The organism is Armatimonas rosea, from assembly GCF_014202505.1.
Classification (GTDB): Bacteria; Armatimonadota; Armatimonadia; order Armatimonadales; family Armatimonadaceae; genus Armatimonas; species Armatimonas rosea.
This window is the reverse complement of the sequence record NZ_JACHGW010000006.1, coordinates 79,136-93,677: the sequence shown is the minus strand read 5'-3', so window position 1 is coordinate 93,677 and position 14,542 is coordinate 79,136. Positions and strand designations below refer to the sequence as shown.

Annotated in this window: 28 protein-coding genes; 9 read left to right on the top strand and 19 right to left on the bottom strand. The window is 61.5% G+C overall.

Going from position 1 to position 14,542, the window contains the following annotated elements; genetic code table 11:
• Positions 1-13: 13 nt before the first annotated feature.
• From HNQ39_RS25470 to HNQ39_RS25420, 11 genes are all read right to left on the bottom strand, one after another.
• Positions 14-1,237: a DNA polymerase III subunit beta gene (locus HNQ39_RS25470; protein WP_184203415.1), complete on the bottom strand. Its 1,224-nt coding sequence runs from the start codon at positions 1,235-1,237 to the stop codon at positions 14-16.
• Positions 1,234-1,494 (bottom strand): hypothetical protein, encoded by a 261-nt coding sequence (locus HNQ39_RS25465; protein ID WP_184203414.1) that lies wholly within the window; start codon positions 1,492-1,494, stop codon positions 1,234-1,236. Before HNQ39_RS25465 ends, HNQ39_RS25470 begins: the two co-directional genes overlap by 4 nt.
• Positions 1,494-2,591 (bottom strand): ParB/RepB/Spo0J family partition protein, encoded by a 1,098-nt coding sequence (locus tag HNQ39_RS25460; RefSeq protein WP_184203413.1) that lies wholly within the window; start codon positions 2,589-2,591, stop codon positions 1,494-1,496. Before HNQ39_RS25460 ends, HNQ39_RS25465 begins: the two co-directional genes overlap by 1 nt.
• The gene (locus HNQ39_RS25455) at positions 2,588-2,962 is read right to left on the bottom strand and encodes a Lar family restriction alleviation protein (protein WP_246386172.1); all 375 of its coding nucleotides are present in this window, start codon (positions 2,960-2,962) and stop codon (positions 2,588-2,590) included. Before HNQ39_RS25455 ends, HNQ39_RS25460 begins: the two co-directional genes overlap by 4 nt.
• A 5-nt stretch (positions 2,963-2,967) precedes the next feature.
• On the bottom strand, positions 2,968-3,225 hold the full coding sequence (locus tag HNQ39_RS25450; protein WP_184203411.1) for a hypothetical protein: 258 nt from the start codon (positions 3,223-3,225) through the stop codon (positions 2,968-2,970).
• The gene (locus HNQ39_RS25445; protein WP_184203410.1) at positions 3,222-3,842 is read right to left on the bottom strand and encodes a hypothetical protein; all 621 of its coding nucleotides are present in this window, start codon (positions 3,840-3,842) and stop codon (positions 3,222-3,224) included. The genes HNQ39_RS25450 and HNQ39_RS25445 overlap by 4 nt, the downstream gene beginning before the upstream one ends.
• A complete protein-coding gene (locus HNQ39_RS25440; protein WP_184203409.1) occupies positions 3,843-4,280 on the bottom strand; it encodes a hypothetical protein in 438 nt (145 codons plus the stop codon).
• Positions 4,280-4,900: a hypothetical protein gene (locus HNQ39_RS25435; protein WP_184203408.1), complete on the bottom strand. Its 621-nt coding sequence runs from the start codon at positions 4,898-4,900 to the stop codon at positions 4,280-4,282. The genes HNQ39_RS25440 and HNQ39_RS25435 overlap by 1 nt, the downstream gene beginning before the upstream one ends.
• Before the next feature lie 407 nt (positions 4,901-5,307).
• Complete coding sequence (locus HNQ39_RS25430) at positions 5,308-5,457, bottom strand: hypothetical protein (RefSeq protein WP_184203407.1); 150 nt, start codon at positions 5,455-5,457, stop codon at positions 5,308-5,310.
• Between the two features lies 1 nt (position 5,458).
• A complete protein-coding gene (locus tag HNQ39_RS25425; RefSeq protein ID WP_184203406.1) occupies positions 5,459-5,725 on the bottom strand; it encodes a hypothetical protein in 267 nt (88 codons plus the stop codon).
• Between the two features lie 31 nt (positions 5,726-5,756).
• Complete coding sequence (locus HNQ39_RS25420; RefSeq protein WP_184203405.1) at positions 5,757-5,969, bottom strand: helix-turn-helix domain-containing protein; 213 nt, start codon at positions 5,967-5,969, stop codon at positions 5,757-5,759.
• Positions 5,970-6,072: 103 nt separating this feature from the next.
• Between HNQ39_RS25420 and HNQ39_RS25415 the strand changes: the two genes are divergently transcribed.
• Genes HNQ39_RS25415 through HNQ39_RS25400 form a run of 4 tightly spaced genes read left to right on the top strand, consistent with a single transcriptional unit; the run spans position 6,073 to position 8,130 of the window.
• Positions 6,073-6,531: a helix-turn-helix domain-containing protein gene (locus HNQ39_RS25415; protein WP_184203404.1), complete on the top strand. Its 459-nt coding sequence runs from the start codon at positions 6,073-6,075 to the stop codon at positions 6,529-6,531.
• Between the two features lie 3 nt (positions 6,532-6,534).
• Entirely contained in the window at positions 6,535-6,945 is a 411-nt protein-coding gene (locus HNQ39_RS25410) for a hypothetical protein (protein WP_184203403.1), read from the top strand.
• Positions 6,946-6,949: 4 nt separating this feature from the next.
• The gene (locus HNQ39_RS25405) at positions 6,950-7,864 is read left to right on the top strand and encodes a hypothetical protein (protein ID WP_184203402.1); all 915 of its coding nucleotides are present in this window, start codon (positions 6,950-6,952) and stop codon (positions 7,862-7,864) included.
• On the top strand, positions 7,861-8,130 hold the full coding sequence (locus HNQ39_RS25400) for a hypothetical protein (RefSeq protein WP_184203401.1): 270 nt from the start codon (positions 7,861-7,863) through the stop codon (positions 8,128-8,130). The genes HNQ39_RS25405 and HNQ39_RS25400 overlap by 4 nt, the downstream gene beginning before the upstream one ends.
• Here HNQ39_RS25400 and HNQ39_RS25395 read toward each other — a convergent pair.
• The 5 genes from HNQ39_RS25395 to HNQ39_RS25375 all read right to left on the bottom strand — a co-directional run bounded on the left by HNQ39_RS25395 (position 8,114) and on the right by HNQ39_RS25375 (position 11,075).
• Complete coding sequence (locus HNQ39_RS25395) at positions 8,114-9,655, bottom strand: DNA methyltransferase (RefSeq protein ID WP_343075987.1); 1,542 nt, start codon at positions 9,653-9,655, stop codon at positions 8,114-8,116. The two genes, HNQ39_RS25400 and HNQ39_RS25395, sit on opposite strands and share 17 nt — an antisense overlap.
• Positions 9,656-9,852: 197 nt before the next feature.
• The gene (locus HNQ39_RS25390) at positions 9,853-10,071 is read right to left on the bottom strand and encodes a hypothetical protein (protein WP_184203399.1); all 219 of its coding nucleotides are present in this window, start codon (positions 10,069-10,071) and stop codon (positions 9,853-9,855) included.
• 313 nt (positions 10,072-10,384) lie between these two features.
• A complete protein-coding gene (locus tag HNQ39_RS25385; protein ID WP_184203398.1) occupies positions 10,385-10,636 on the bottom strand; it encodes a hypothetical protein in 252 nt (83 codons plus the stop codon).
• Positions 10,623-10,868, bottom strand: a complete 246-nt coding sequence (locus HNQ39_RS25380) for a hypothetical protein (protein WP_184203397.1) — start codon at positions 10,866-10,868, stop codon at positions 10,623-10,625. Before HNQ39_RS25380 ends, HNQ39_RS25385 begins: the two co-directional genes overlap by 14 nt.
• A gap of 3 nt (positions 10,869-10,871) precedes the next feature.
• Positions 10,872-11,075 (bottom strand): hypothetical protein, encoded by a 204-nt coding sequence (locus tag HNQ39_RS25375; RefSeq protein ID WP_184203396.1) that lies wholly within the window; start codon positions 11,073-11,075, stop codon positions 10,872-10,874.
• A gap of 160 nt (positions 11,076-11,235) precedes the next feature.
• Between HNQ39_RS25375 and HNQ39_RS25370 the strand changes: the two genes are divergently transcribed.
• Entirely contained in the window at positions 11,236-11,793 is a 558-nt protein-coding gene (locus HNQ39_RS25370) for a hypothetical protein (RefSeq protein ID WP_184203395.1), read from the top strand.
• 53 nt (positions 11,794-11,846) lie between these two features.
• Positions 11,847-12,197: a type I restriction endonuclease subunit M gene (locus tag HNQ39_RS25365; protein WP_184203394.1), complete on the top strand. Its 351-nt coding sequence runs from the start codon at positions 11,847-11,849 to the stop codon at positions 12,195-12,197.
• 13 nt (positions 12,198-12,210) lie between these two features.
• Here the strand turns inward: HNQ39_RS25365 and HNQ39_RS25360 are convergent, their stop codons facing one another.
• From HNQ39_RS25360 to HNQ39_RS25350, 3 genes are read right to left on the bottom strand one after another with little or no spacing between them, the layout of a single operon-like run.
• A complete protein-coding gene (locus HNQ39_RS25360) occupies positions 12,211-12,426 on the bottom strand; it encodes a DUF1653 domain-containing protein (RefSeq protein ID WP_184203393.1) in 216 nt (71 codons plus the stop codon).
• On the bottom strand, positions 12,423-12,872 hold the full coding sequence (locus tag HNQ39_RS25355) for a hypothetical protein (protein WP_184203392.1): 450 nt from the start codon (positions 12,870-12,872) through the stop codon (positions 12,423-12,425). The genes HNQ39_RS25360 and HNQ39_RS25355 overlap by 4 nt, the downstream gene beginning before the upstream one ends.
• Complete coding sequence (locus tag HNQ39_RS25350) at positions 12,869-13,105, bottom strand: hypothetical protein (protein WP_184203391.1); 237 nt, start codon at positions 13,103-13,105, stop codon at positions 12,869-12,871. The genes HNQ39_RS25355 and HNQ39_RS25350 overlap by 4 nt, the downstream gene beginning before the upstream one ends.
• Before the next feature lie 141 nt (positions 13,106-13,246).
• Between HNQ39_RS25350 and HNQ39_RS25345 the strand changes: the two genes are divergently transcribed.
• The 3 genes from HNQ39_RS25345 to HNQ39_RS25335 all read left to right on the top strand — a co-directional run bounded on the left by HNQ39_RS25345 (position 13,247) and on the right by HNQ39_RS25335 (position 14,452).
• Complete coding sequence (locus HNQ39_RS25345) at positions 13,247-13,609, top strand: hypothetical protein (protein ID WP_184203390.1); 363 nt, start codon at positions 13,247-13,249, stop codon at positions 13,607-13,609.
• Positions 13,610-13,665: 56 nt separating this feature from the next.
• Entirely contained in the window at positions 13,666-14,040 is a 375-nt protein-coding gene (locus HNQ39_RS25340) for a hypothetical protein (protein ID WP_184203389.1), read from the top strand.
• 154 nt (positions 14,041-14,194) lie between these two features.
• Positions 14,195-14,452 (top strand): hypothetical protein, encoded by a 258-nt coding sequence (locus tag HNQ39_RS25335; protein WP_184203388.1) that lies wholly within the window; start codon positions 14,195-14,197, stop codon positions 14,450-14,452.
• The last annotated feature ends 90 nt before the right edge of the window (positions 14,453-14,542 follow it).

Sequence of the window (14,542 nt, the reverse complement as noted above, 5' to 3'; positions counted from 1 at the left end):
GGTACGAACCTTCTCAAACCACCTGCATCGGCATCAGAACTGTCAACGTCGAGACGTGCCACCCGTCTGTGGCGGGCTCATCGGTGGGCACAATACTGCTTGGCCGCAGGGGCTCGGTCATCCGCAGGGAGACGCCATCGCCCACCATCGCATCAAGACACCGCTTGAACAGCTTTGCGTTGAAGCAGATCTCAATCGGCTCACCATTGGCGGCTACCTCCAGCTCGTCCTCGATCACGCCGATAGTGCCCGATTCAGCCGTGATCAGTGCAGATGAGGGGCGGTCGTAGTTACACAGGACGCAGCGGTTCGCATTGTCACTGGCGGCAATGGAGACGCGAGAGATGGCGGTCAGCGCGTCCTTTCGATCCAGCGTCCATTCCCTCTCGTGAGCCGTCGGGATGACGCGCTCGTAGTTGGGGTACGCCTCCTCGGAAAGCCGAAGCGTCATCGTCACTGCCATATCGCCGGAAGCCAGACCAACAACCAAGTAGCTACCACCCGTCTCCGGCTTGAGGACTCGTAGGGAAACCTCCAGGGCTTTCAGTGCACGCACGATCCGAAGCACGTGTGTGGCAGACTCCATGGGAATCAGGCACTTGCCCAGGGGCGAGACCCCGGTGTAGCTCCCTCCCGAGAGCGACCTACGAAAGAGCGTGTGCGTATCCGTAGCCACAAATCGCACCTCTTGTCGGTCGCCATCGAGCAGGACGCTACAAAGGGCCGTTCGCTTCGTGTCCGTTGCGGCAAAGGCAATGGCACTCTGGAGAGCCATGCAGAATACCTCGGCGGGAAGCACGGTCGGCTGCCCAAGTTGTCCATCACTGGCAGGGTGTGGAAACTCCTCTCCGGGGAGGCATAGGAGAGCGGCCTTGACTCGCCCGCTGGTGACCGTCGCCTTGTTGTTTCCTTCGGGAAGTGCGATCTGCGTATCGGGGGCTTCCAGCGTGCTTACGAGCGTGTTGAGCTGCCGGCTTCCGATACACGTGCCGACCTCTTCGGTGCCTAGAGACTTGGGCGTGGGCTCGCCAAGTCCAAGGTCAGGAGTGCCTGAGTTGCTCATCATTGGGACTTCGGCCCGTAGCCATGCGCTCATGCTCGTAGTAATCAGGGCCAGCTTGTTGCTGGACGGAAGAAGGTGCACTGTGCTCGTGATCGGAAGCGTGCCCGCCTTCAGGGCAAGCGGCGTGACGATGGCAAGTGCCTGGTTTAAGTCTCGGGTTGAAACATGAATCATTTTGGTAGTCCTTTGCTCAGCTCCCGGATTGCTTCCAGGTGATGAGCGACGATGTGACCTGCGCCTACGATGTCCGTCGCCAGGCGCAGGTCGGCTTCTTTTGCGTTGGGGTTGTCGTGAATGCTCTGGGCTAGCGCCAGTAGGCGGTACAGCTCCGTGGCCGCGTCCTTAGCCCCAATGCCATCCGGGCACAGCGCGTCTGCAAATGCCTTCTGTGCGGGGCAGCGCTGGGATGCGGGAAGGAGCGTGCGAGCCATTACTTGATGCCGCCCTTCTTGCCCGCCGAAGGATCGATCCTTCGGCCCATCAGGCTGTCCTTGATCGTCTCGGCGACCGTGCGAGCCCGACCGCTGGCCGTGGCGGCGATGTGTACCGAGTCGTTGGGCATGACCTCGCAGCAGAGGACAAAGCCCGCAGGCAGGGGGCCAGCGGGGAGCGCGATGAGCCCGCCCGTCCCCTGGTTCATGCCCACGAGGAACTCAGGCCAGCGCCGCTGACCCGTGCGTACCACGCCCATGGGATCGCGCCAGGTGCCCATGACGGCATCAGAGCCCACCGCGATGGGCGAGGGCTCCCCTGCCTGCTTCTTGGCCGTGGCGGGAGCGTGTAGCGCCTGGAGAGCCTCCAGCGCCCCCGCCAGGCTCCCAAAGCGCATCAGTGCCCAGTCGAGAACGGGCTTCTTGCTCATGGGCAAAGACAAGAAGATCTCGCTGGGCTGGCGCACGGGTGGCATGGGATCGCCCAGGGACTTGCGAACCTCCTGGCGCACCTCGTAGCCCGTGAGCTTGTCCTTGGCGGCGGTGCGTGCCAGCGTGGTGGCCTCGCGCTTTGGCATCCCCTGGCGAATCCCCGTGGCGAGGTGCGAGGCGGCTTCCTGCCCTAGGCCCTTGGTGGTCACGAGCTGCTGGATGGGACTGGGCAGCTCCAGCAAGGACAGCATCCGCCCCACATAGGCGTCCGAGATGCCCAGCACCTTGCCTACCTGGAGCTTATTGAGCCCACGATCCATCATGCGCTTGAAGCCCTTGGCCTTCTCGATGGGGTCGAGGTCTTTGCGGTGCAGGTTCTCGATTAGGGCTAAGGGGAGGTTGTCCGCCTCCGGTGCGTAGGGCAGGCACACGCAGGCGATCTGCTCCAGACCGATCTGGCGAGCGGCCTTCACGCGCCGGTGACCCGCAACCAGGCTCCAAGACATCCCCTCGGCATCGGCGGCGCGCACCAGCGGGGGCGTGATCATCCCATTGGTGCGGATGCTCTCGACGAGCTCTGCAAACTCCTCATCGCCGTACTTCTCGCGCGGATTGAAGCCGGGGGTCTCGACGATCCGGGAGAGCAGAAGCATCTGGGTGTTCATGAGGCGGCCTCTTTCTTCATCAGCTCCACCATCGCCGTCGCGTACATCAGGGCGTCGGCGGCTTCTTGCTGGTAGTGCTCGGCTATCTCAAGCAGGCTGAGTCCCGCCGTGTCGAGCGTCGTGCCGTACTTGCTCAAGCCCTTGGCCTCCTGAGCGGCTAGAACGGCGGCGGCGGCTTGTTGGGTGTTGCTTGGGGCGGGAGTGTGGCGCTTGTTCCATGCGGCGATTGCCTCCTCCTGCGTGTCGTGCGTAGTGCCTCCTCCAGTGAGGCTGTCGCCGGGGCCGGTGGTTCCGCAGGAAGCGCACATGACTAGATAGCCTGCGGAAGCCCTTGTGCGGAATGAGTTACGCCCACAGAACGGGCAGGGCATTATGCTCACCGGGTCACCTCAACGACTTGACGCCCAGCCCGCACATGAGCCATCTCGTCCGGCCCCACGTGATCCGCAGGCGAGTCGATCAGTCCGACCAGCAGTACGATCACGGCGAAGACGATGGCAAGGAGAGCGCCCCGGAGTCGCCAGAGAGAGAGAGCATCGCGGCGGCGGTCTGCACAAATCGCGGCCTGAACCTGGGCACGGGAGCGAACCAGCGCGGCGTACTGGTCGGGGGCGTCGGGGGTGTTCCAGTTCATCGTCCAACCTTCCCGATCACAATCCCCAGCGCCAAGGCAAGCGAGACCACAAGGGCGATCATCAGCCGTGCCCCGCTCCGACTTATCTCGGCGTGCTCCAGCATGGCCTGAAGCACGTTGCGCTCCTCGTCCCACTCCCGGAACTGCTGCTCTCGGCTTCCAGTGATCGAGGCGAGCTCCGACTGCATCGCGGTCAGCTCCTTCTCCGCGCTGGTCACGTGGGCCAGGAGCTCGTCGATCTGTGCTCTCTGGTCGATCAGCTTGCGGTGGTTGATGCCGGCCTCAGTGTTCAGAGCATCGTTCTCTTCCTTGGCCGCCTTGAGCTCCTCGTTAGTGTTGCGCAGCTGGGTCTGGAGAATGTTGCGGCTGTCCTCCATCGTGCGAAGGGCTTCCTGCACTCGGGAGACCTGGGCCTCAAGGCTCTCGACCTTGGCAAGCTCCTCCGCCTTCTGGGTGCGGATCGCCAGGGCGTACTCCTCGGCGCGCACCTCTTGCTCGGCCTTCTTGCGCTGCATCTTGCAGATCGGGCAGGGACATCCCTGCTTGTGGGTCTTGGTGCCTGCTGGGGGCGCGGGTCGAGAAGAATCTACAACCCTGATTGGCTTAGTGGTAGGCATCTAATTGCCCTCCTGGTAGGTCGGTAGCGAGACAGAAACGCCAGCGGCGGCCATCGCTTGGTGGCGGAGCTGGCGAAGGTAGTGGTCGAGCTTGTAGTCCACGTGCTCGGAGTCGGGAGCCTCCCACTCGTCGTAGCACTCGAAGCGCCAGCGCTGGTCCCGCAGCTCGGCGGGGGTCAGCGCCTCCAGGCTAGCGATGCTCTCGGTGTCCCGGAGAGTGTCGAGCTCGTCGTGCGCGATCAGGTCCTCGACCGTCACCGGCGGGCAGGTCGTGGCCACGGCGGGGAAGAGGTGATCGAGCTGATCCCACCAAAGGCGGCACTTCTCGGTCGTGGTGAGATCGTCGTAGTAGCCAAAGTCGATGGCATCGAGGGCGCGCTTGGCCTCCTGCGCCTGGGCGTAGGCAAGCAGAAGCGAGAAGGCGATTGGGTTAGACATCAGTCAAAGTCCTCTCTCTTAGCAGCATTGGTTCGTGTGGCACGGGCCGACCAATCGACCTCGGGAAGCGGGATCTCCTGCGCTCCCTCGCCGGTCTCCAGCATCAGCCCGGCATAGCGCCTGGTCGCGGCCAGCTCCTCCAGGTCAATGCTCCGCAGCTCGACCAGCTCGGTGTGCTCGATCAGGTCGGGGCGCTGGTTCCAGTAGGCTCCCGCCTGCTCCCAGGAGCGGAAGACCACGATGCGGCCCTCCTGGCAGTGGTAGCGGCTCCCCTCGATCTCGCGCAGTGCGATCAGCTCACGGGAGATGGTCACCATGCGCACCGTCGGGCTCTCCCCGCGCTGGTAGGCCGCGTGGAACTCCATCGCGGCAGGAAGGTGGGCGCAGATCGAGCGATTGGCGAATCCGGCACAGGTGCAGGTGCGGGCAATGGTGTCCACGGTGTAGGGGCCGTGGGTGTCGATGCGAGTGCCACCACCGCGAATCTTGTGCTCGGTGGGCTGCCCCTTGACCTCGACGACGCCAGCCTGGACACGACGCATCTTGTAGCCCTTCCAGAGCAGGGTCTGGGAGCGCATCAAGCTCGTGGTGATTGCTTTGGTCTCGCGTCCAGTTGGCATGGCAGTCAGGTCGGATGATAGAATCGTCACGGTAAATGATCCTTTCGAGGATTGGGGCCGGAGCGTTCGTAGCGCTCCGACCCTTTTTGTTTTTCTGACCTCGGGGCAGGTGTTGAGCTACCCCGAGGAAGTGAATGAACGAACACCGAATCTGTGCGCCCCTGTTCGCCGGAGCGCGTCGCGTCTGCTGAGAGGTCGCCTCAGCAAAAGGAAAAGCCAGGGAATCGAACCCTGCCCCATCACGGCAAGAGCGGCGGGCGCTGCGTCTCGCTAGGTGGCTACCTGCGCTTTTCCAAAAAGGCCCCCGGAGTGCGCCGGGGGAGAGCAGTAAACGAATCGGCCCCTTTCCCGGTACGCCGGGGCCATAGCGGGGAGGAGGAGTACACATCTCCTCTACCGGGAAACTGTTAGGAGGTCGGTGCCTCCCCGGCCTCAGCCTGGAGCCTGTGCCACTCCTTCCATACCGAGTCGGGAGCGCAGAGCGGCGGGAACTTGTCCCAGGCGACGTAGACCTTGGCGCTGTAGATCGTGATGGTGCGTGCGGGCCTTGTCTTCATCTCAGGCCTCCTGCACCGTGTACGTGTCGCCGTTCTCCTCCGCCCACTCCGCACGCGCCCCATTCAGCGGACCGGCCTCCAGAGCGCGCTTGACGGCGGCCTTGTGGCGAGGATCGGACTCCGCCAGGCCGCGACCGACGCCACCAGTCGGGACAAACCAGACCGAGTAGCGTTTGGCGGTGGGAGTGCCACGCATCGAGAGGTGCGCTGCTACGTGCATCGTCTTGTGGTAGGCGGCGGGGCCGTTGGGGGTGTAGAGTGTTCGCATGTCTAATTGTACGCTACAGGCGTACAGTCTGTCAAGCATTTTGTACGCTTTTTTCGTCCACTCCCAGAATTGCGGCGATCACCTCTAACGGGGACTTGCCCACGGCTTCGGCGTACTGCTTCACGGTGAAGACGCCGGGATTCTCGCTAGTCTCCATCTTCTGAACCGTTGAGCGAGCCCTGCCCATGTTCCGGGCCACGTCCCCAATGGAAACACCCTCGGGTCTGAAACTCTTTAGTACCATAACCTCAATTGTATCCTACTAGCGTACAAGACACAAGGCAAGTGTACGCCTAAACCGGTATGGTTGCGTGTACCCTAACGGCGTACAATGGTGTCAGAAGGTAGTGACATACTTAAAAATGAGCAGTGCTTTAGAATCTGCCGGGCTTGGTCAGTGGATAAAGCAGAAGCGCCTAGGGCTAGGGCTTTCCCTCAGGGAACTTGCCGAACTTGCCGGTATCGCCCATTCGTCTCTGGATAAAGCGGAGCGTGGTGGTGGGATGCGGGATAGCACCCTTGAGCTGGTCGTGCGAGCGCTGGCAGGGGAAGGCGCATCGGAAGAGGAAGTGACGGCGCTCTCCAGAGAGGCAAGAGCAGTGCGGGCTGGCCTTGAGACCGAGTACGTCCCCGACGAAGACCGGATTTTCTTCGGTGGGCGATTCGACAACCTACCCCCTGACCGCAAGGCCCGTGTAGAGGAGCTGGCAAACGAGCTGGCGGCGCTGACCGACCTGGAGAATCGCCTGCGGGACTTGGAGCGCAAGCAGGCTATCGGCGGCACAGGAGAGCCCAAAGAAGAGTAGCCCATGTCTCGACTGCCCGCCATCTCTCCTAGTACCCAAAGGCAGGTAGCCGAGCTTGTCGCCGCCCGCCTCGCACGCTATGCCCAGGGCTTCCCGCTGGCCTCCCGTGCCACCTGGGAGCGCGTCGCCGAGGAGATGGGCGTGAGCGTCCACCTCTACCACGTCCCCGGCGCTGGTCGTGGGGAGTGGAGAGCTTCCCCACCCGACGGCGACCCCAGCGCCATCGCGATCAATACCGCCTACCCAGAGATCGAGGTGGCAAAGGCGTTCGTTCACGAGCTGGCGGAGCTGCTCCTGCATCGCCTACAGCCGCCCCTGCTCGACGATGGGAGCGACGCGGGGCGCTACGAGGGCGAGCCCGCTGATGAGCGGCACAAGGTGGCTCGCAGGGTGGAGAGGATTCTGCTAGGATAAGACCATGAGTACGCCACCGCTTCCCCTCGATCCCGTCTACTGCCGCAAGTGTAAGAATGCCATGCCTCCCGATCAGCAGTTCTGTGGGACGTGCGGCTGGAACCAAAAGCTCCCCTTCGATGCCGAGGCGGAGGCAAAGCGCGAGGCTCAGGAAGAGCAAGCCAAGTACGAGGCCCGCAAGCGCCAAGAGGCCGAGGAGGCTAAGAAAGCGCCCAAGGCAGACGCACCCGGAGCGCTGGGAGTGGACGGCAAGCTCAACCCGGCCAATCCCTACACCACCGAGGAATACACCAAGCAGTACACGACTCTCTACTGGTACCAGGCGCTTGCCATCATCGGATTCATCACCGGGCCTATCGCCATCGGCCTCTTTCTCTACGGGGTGATCCAGCAGGGAGCGCTAAGGCGTAGGGCTGCGGAGATGGGTGTCAATCCCGAGGAGCTGGCGAGGGCGGCCAGGGCACGCTTCTGGGACACAGCCGGCCCCATCATCACGATGGTTGTCAAGAGTGTCGCAATTCTTGGGGCCGTTGTCGGCGTGGTGATCGTGCTGGCGGGCGGATTGAGCTGCGGAGCAAAGCAGGCAGCGAAAGGTTTTGTCAGCGCGACAGGTGAAGAGCACGACCCTCTCATTGTCGGCAAGTGGACTACCTCAAGCCACATGGGCGTGTACGAATTTGAGCACGATGGCGTAGGAAGCATTTATGAAACGGGAATGGGCACAAAGCTAAGTGATTTTGATTGGCACACCACAAAAGACACCTTGTACTGGATTAGAATAGATCCCGTTTCAGGCCAGCGCAGGGAGGAGAAATACCAATACTCGGCAGTCACTTTGACGGCCCCTGGGGGCGACAAACAGAGCGTGCGCGTAGAGCTTCACGGCGATTCCGATACGCTGACTTTAGAGCGCGTATGACCCCCGACCAGCCCCCACCCGACCCCGCCACCATTCGCCGCAACCTCCGTGTACTAGAGGCCGAGCTGGAGGCAGACGCACGCCTGGCGCAGCTCCGCGAGCGCTTCGGGATCGAGCCGGGTGAGCCCCTATCCTTCCCCCTCTTCTCCCCCGTGCTGGATCGCTCCGATGGTCTGGCAGTGCGGCGGGTGTGGTGTGGGAGAGCAGGATCTGACTGGCTACCTGCTGATCGAGCGGGAGGACTGACCTTTACAGCTCGAAGGTGAGCTCTGGCTGGCCGTTGGTCTGGGTCACCTTGGCCGCTGTCTGTTTGCCCTTTACTGCTCCCTTGGCGGCCTTGAAGCCCAGAAGGGAGCGCTTCTCTTGCGGAGGCATCCGAACGTCCACTGTGCCCTCCAGGAGCGCCCGCACGGGCAGTATCTGGATTCGTGGATACTCTCGGCCGTAGCCCGCCTCCCAGAGACCCGCAGAAGCTGCTTCGGTGAGCATGGGCTTGGTGGGTTCATCGAGACACACAAAGAGCCCGAGCGCTGCTTTCTCGCGCTGGACCGTCCCGACCAGATCCCGCACTTGCGCGGCTCCAACCTTGCCCCCCTTGACCTGGACAAGAGCGAGCTGGCTCTTCTCGTTGTTGTCGTAGAACGGGAGGTCGCCGTCTATGCCTCGATCCGCCCCCTTCTTGAGCCGTGGGTAAGCTCCCACCAGCGTGCAAGCCCAGGTCTGGAAGCGGTAGGGGTCTGTCTCAAAGAGCGTGCGCGCTCCCTCGTAGTCGGTCGGGAACCCGTCGATAGGCACCTTCAGCCCGTCGAAGGTCTGCTCCAGGCGCGTCTTGATGACCGAGACCGCGATCGGGGTAATGTCGATCCCTACCCAGCGCCGCCCGAGCTCGTGCGCCGCGTGTACCGTCGTCCCGCAGCCACAGTAGCAGTCGAGAACCACGTCCCCAGGGTTCGAGCTGGCTTCGATGATCCGGCGCAGGAGAGCAAGGGGCTTCTGGGTGGGGTAGCCGAGACGTTCCTTTGCAGATTGATTTATGCGATCAATATCTGTCCAAACATCTCCCACAGTTACAACTCGCTCTGTGGGTTGAAAAGGTTCCTGTGCTCGACGACGTGGAAACCCTCCATTTTTGGGCCAATGTATAAGACCTTCTGCGTCCCAATTGTCAAGTGTCTCAAAGTTATTTGCCCAGTGCCTGCCCATCAAAGTCGGATTGTGTCCCCGCCAGGGTTTTCCACTTTCACCATCTTTAGTAACACCTGGAGCAGTTAACTCAAAGGTTTGATATTTTAATCCATCTATGCCTGTTATTAGAGTATGAGGCATTTTAGCAACATCTCCTGGAACTTGTAATGAATGGAAAATTGCTGTAGTGCTACAAGAATACTGAAGAATAACATCATGAAGTCTTGGCCACTTACCCGATGTGCTTCGGGAATTAGTCCTTTTCCAAATCACCTCACTTCTGAAATTTTCCGGTCCGAATACTGTATCGAGAACGATCTTTAGGTAGTGGCTCGCGGTCGGGTCGCAGTGTAGGTAGAAGCTGCCCGTAGGCTTGAGAACCCGGTGGATCTCGATGAAGCGCTGGGCCATGCTCACGAGGTAGGCCATCATGGGCGACTCTTTGAGCATGGTGTGGAGCGCCTCCATGCACACGCGCAGCTCCTGATTGGGCTGGCGTGTGAATTCGCGCATGGCGTACTCGCTCTCGTGGCTCCAGTTCCAGGTATCGACGAAGGCGGCTTCCTGCGCCTGGCTGGCGTCCCCGGTGCGGTCCTTGAAGATCACGAAGTAATTTCGGGCTGAGTTGAACGGCGGGTCGATGTAGCAGAGGTCTACGGATTCATCCGGGATCTTCTCCCGCAGCACGGTGAGATTGTCGCCAAAGTACAGCCTGTTAGTTTCCACGCCGGAGATTTTCGGCAGATTGGTGGGGATTCCTCCGAAACGCCCGTTTGCTCACCCCACGATAACCCCAGCCTTGCTCACTTCTCGACCGTATAACCTTCTGCTCGCAGCGCCTCAATGGCGGCCTGGCCCGCGATCTCAGCCGGCCCGCGCTCCAGCTCGTGGCGAAGTCCCTCGCAGATCAGCTCAGAAAGCGAAATTCCCCGCCTGGTCGCCTCGGCCTGGGCCAGCGCCTTAAGGTCGGCAGGAATGCGCGCCTGCGTCTGTGGAGTCACACCCGTTGGTTTTCGTCCCATAATAGCCATCATTTTATCCCTATCTGATCAGTGTCGAGCAGCTCGGGGCTTTCTCCCCGGTACACCCGCAAAATCCACTCCTGACACTCCCACAGCTCGCTCCACTTAGGACTAGAGCGAAATGCGCCCTCAGTCTTGCACCTAAAGCCCTCCGGGAACCAAATCTGCGGGACGGAGCCATCGGGCAGGATTCCATAGTAGGGCCAGAGTGCAGTCGGATGGCCGCAGTGCTGAACCCGGCAACCGCTTTCCTCATGCACCCAGGTGCCCCCACAGTGCCGACCGTAGCGCACCCAGCCGGAAGAGCCTCTGGTCACTTCCCGAAGCCCTGCACGACCAGGCCGCTCCCCTCGGTGTAGTAGGCCAGCGCTTCCCGAGTTCCCTGAGCGCTCCCAAAGCGCGGCTCCCAGGTCTCCAAGCGGGTCTGGAGCAGGCTGGCGCGAGATGCCCTAACCTGCGCCTCCAGCTCGGCCAAGTCGGGCTGCTCTCCCCGATACCGCGCGATCCGCAGCTTGCTGGCAAAGAGCTTCCTGAGAAGATCCTCCTCAGACTCAATGTCGAACATGATCCGGCTCCTCTCCAGGCCACACGAAGGGCTCCAGCTCGTCGAGCGGGATGCGGGTCAGCTCGCAGTCATCTTCACTGGGGCCGGTCTCCCATCGCACATCCGCCCAGTGGAGGCGGTTGTTCTCAGGGCTCACTCGATACACCCCGACCACTTCACCGCGCCACCCCGGAGCCTTCGCCGGGTCTTTGGCCTGCACGATATCGCCAGGGCTAGGTATCCAATCTTCCATGTCTTACTCCTCGCTCCAATTGCCCGCGTAGGGGCTGGGATCGTCGTCGTACTGAGCGAGCAGGGCCTCGGCCTCAATCTCAGCAACCTGGGCATCAGCGGCCCGGTCAATGTCGCGGAGCTGCTGCCAGTAGGCTCTCTCAGCTGCTCGCTCGGCCTCGGTGGTAGTGTCCTCTTCTACGAAAATGTCGTCAAAATCGCTTCTCATGTCTGGATACTCCACGGAGATAATTATACCGGAAAATAAATAAATGTGTACTTTTTATTTCCGTTTAGGGGGGATTTTGGGGAGTCTCTAGGTGAGGGAGGGAGCTACGACGAAGGTTGGTACCTTCGCTACTTCCCTCTCCCGAAAGGTTCATTTACCAATGAAAATCACTCTGAACATCGTTGCCCTTGGCGCTCTAGCGAAGCTTGGTAGCTTCGATGCCGCCCTTCCCACTTCCGCGACCGCAAGCCCCGACCTTGCCGCCGCTATCGAGAAGATCATCGACGAGCAGTTCCCTTGGAAGAAGATCGCGCTCGATCATCCCGCGGAGCTTGGAAGCTGCTTACGCTCCGTCCCCGTGCGCTTTGAGCAGATCAAGGTGGTTCTCCAGCGCCGCCTGTCTGCCGAGGAGATCACCCGCGCCGCCGGTTGCCTCGGCTACGCTCTCACCGAGACCCTGCGGGGTGAGGAGCTTGGGGAGCCTCGCGTCACCTTCCCGAAGGGAGCTTGTGGGAAGGAGTTCACCGTCTTGGTCTTTGACTGGGATAGCTCCTCCTCCATTCGCTCCTGCCCCGACACACACCGGGCTTTCGAGGTGGCGAGCGTGTACGTCCCCCACGGAACCCGCGTGAGGACTACCAACAACGCCGGGCCGAACACTCGCGGGACTCGCCTGGTCGAGGGCATCGGGGAGGCTCCCAGCTTCTGGGTTCGGTGATGGAGCTACCCTTCCCCCCGTGTGGCGGGGGGAAGGGGGCAAGGAGAAACACGATGACAGCACAACCAACACAGCAGGCGACACAATCGACCATCGGCAACCCGCTTTTTCTCTGTGGCGAGGTCGTTGCCACCCCCGGAGCTATCGAGGCCCTGAATGAGGCGCACGGGAACCGCTGGCGCATCGAGGCGGGGCGGCTGATCGCCCGGCACCGCTCCGGGGACTGGGGCGACGTGTGTAGGGAGGACAAGAGCGCCAACGACCAGGCTCTGAGGCATGGGGCGCGGATTCTCTCGGCCTATCACTTGCCCGTCCGGGTTCCTGGGACGGCTCCACAGAAGCTCTGGGTCATCACAGAGGCCGACCGCTCCAGCACGACAATCCTGCTACCGGACGAGTACTAGCCAAGAGCCGGGCTTACTGGCCCGGCTCAATGGTGGGCGTGGTGGCGTCTGAGGCGCGCGTAAATCGGCCATCCATGAACTCACCCAGCGGCCTGGTCCAGTATCGCCTCGTCTCTTGGCTTCGGTAGACCACCACGGGGCGCTGCGTGGCCTCTTCGGTGGCCACGCAGACGACGAGCCCGCCCTTGCGGTGCGTGTAGAGCTCTCCGGGTAGTGGCGTGATGCTCATTCCCTAGCCCCCGTGACTGCTTCACCAGGGCCATGCACCTCTAGCGAGATCCTCGCGATCAGCTGCGCTAAGTCTTCGGCCAAGTCCAGCCCCGCAGAGCCACCGATCACCTCCGCGCAAGCTCGACCCCGAGCGGCGTCCACACGTTCCGCGACCGGCAAGAGCGCTTCCAAGCCCGCAAGGAGCTCTCGAACGTCGGGAGTGTCCAGAGCGTGGAAGGGAATCGGATGGGCGAGCGCTGCGGCGGCTTGCTGGTCCTCGTGAGCTCCTAGGCGGTGGAGAATACCTACCATTGCCCGGACGTTCTCCGTCGCGCTACGGGCCAGCTCCTCACCCTTGGGGTTGCCAGAGCGAGCGTGGAGCGCCTGGGAGATCATAGAGCTCTCCAGCGCCGATACCGCGTGCGTCTGGAGGCTGTCCAGCGTGCCCTGGGGCAGACTGCTCATGAGGTGCCTGCTTTCATGCGACGGCGCACGGCGAGCCCTCGTGGGCAGGAAGTTGGATGCTGCTCATCCTCTCCCCGGCCACAGTTGCAGGGAATCTCAGAGAGCGGTTTCTGAGGCCGCCCCCCCTTCTTCCCATTGGCCGCGCTCGCCTGACGCTGCTTGTCTGTGTTCATCCTTCGCAGGATTCGCCCCGCTTCCTGAAGCACCTGCTTTTCCTCTTCTGTCAATTCCATAGTTGGCAGATTATCCCACTTGTCAGGTTTTGTCAATACAGGTTATGTCAAAATACTTCCTCTTGATTATTGACATAACCTGAGACTCAGGATATAATTAATTCATACCGAGCAATCAAGCTCCATAAGGAACCTGAAACCATGAACTTCATCATCCCGACCCCTGAAGCTATCGAGACCGCGATCAAGAACGGTCTCCGCGATGCTGGCAAGTACCACATCTGCGACTTCCTGAGCGACCTGAACCTCTGGAAAGTCTCTCGCAAAGACGGCGACCGCTCCCGGAGCTACCTTGTGGACAGCGAGCTCCGCACCTGCCAGTGCGAAGCGTTCCGCAAGGGTGGCGTCTGCAAGCATCAGTACATCGTGGACGAGGAGATCGAGATCCGCGCTATGGAGCAGGCTCAGGAGGACGGAGCGTTCCTCCTAGAGTGTTCCCGAGAGCACCTCGCAGGGTTCACCGAGGATTGCCTGAGCGACACCTACGGGGCATGGCTGAGCTAGCCCCTAACGGGGGGAGGGAGAACCTCCCCCCAAGACCTTCACAGAAAGAGACGACAATGATTTTTCCTCCCCACTTCACCCAAGAGCAGAGAGCGCGGCGCGCGCTGGAGGTCATGCAGACCGAGCTGGACGAGTGCGTCCGTGCCATCGGTGCTATCCTGGCAGGAGCTCCCACGACAGGCGAGGGCAACCCTGTAGAGAGCCTGAAGGCGCACATGACCAGCGACGGGTACGGCCTCCGCTTCACCGGCTTCGATGAGGTGCGCTGTCCCTCCTGTGGCGCTCCTACGTGGTCTCTGAAGTTCAATCGGGATGGTGACTGCCCGACCTGCGAGCTGGCACGCTTTGAGGAGCAGGAGAGCAGCCAGGAGTGGCAAGACCAGCTCGCCGAGCAAGTCGATACCGCCGCCTTTGAAGGAGGTAACGACTAGCCTCCAAGACCCCCAACAAGCCCGCCCCGGAAGGTTCCCCGGTGGCGGGCTTTTTTATTCGTGGTGCCCCTAAAGTTATGCAAAAGTATTCAGAAAAATAACTTTTTATTCAAAACCTTACCGATTTTATGCAGTTTATTTCGACTTATATAGTATGGAAATCAAACTGGAATCTCTACTCTTTGACCTTGATGGTGTCTACACGAGCGCCGCGACGCCCAGCGCTGGCTGGAGGGCGGCCTGGCGCTGGGCTGGTCACGCATCGAGGAGAGCGCACCGGCGCGCGCTATACGGCCGCATCACCGAGCTGGCGCGGCAGTTCGGCACGGGGCAGACTTGGCCGCCGATAAGCACCGAGGCGCAGCGGGGCATGGAGCGAGCCTTCCGAGAGATCGGGATCGAGGGGTACTAAAACACAAAAAGCCCCCTGGACCCGCAACACGGGTCCAGGGGGCTTTGAATATTTGGCGTCGAATACTTGAAAAGCTTGGCAGAAATACCC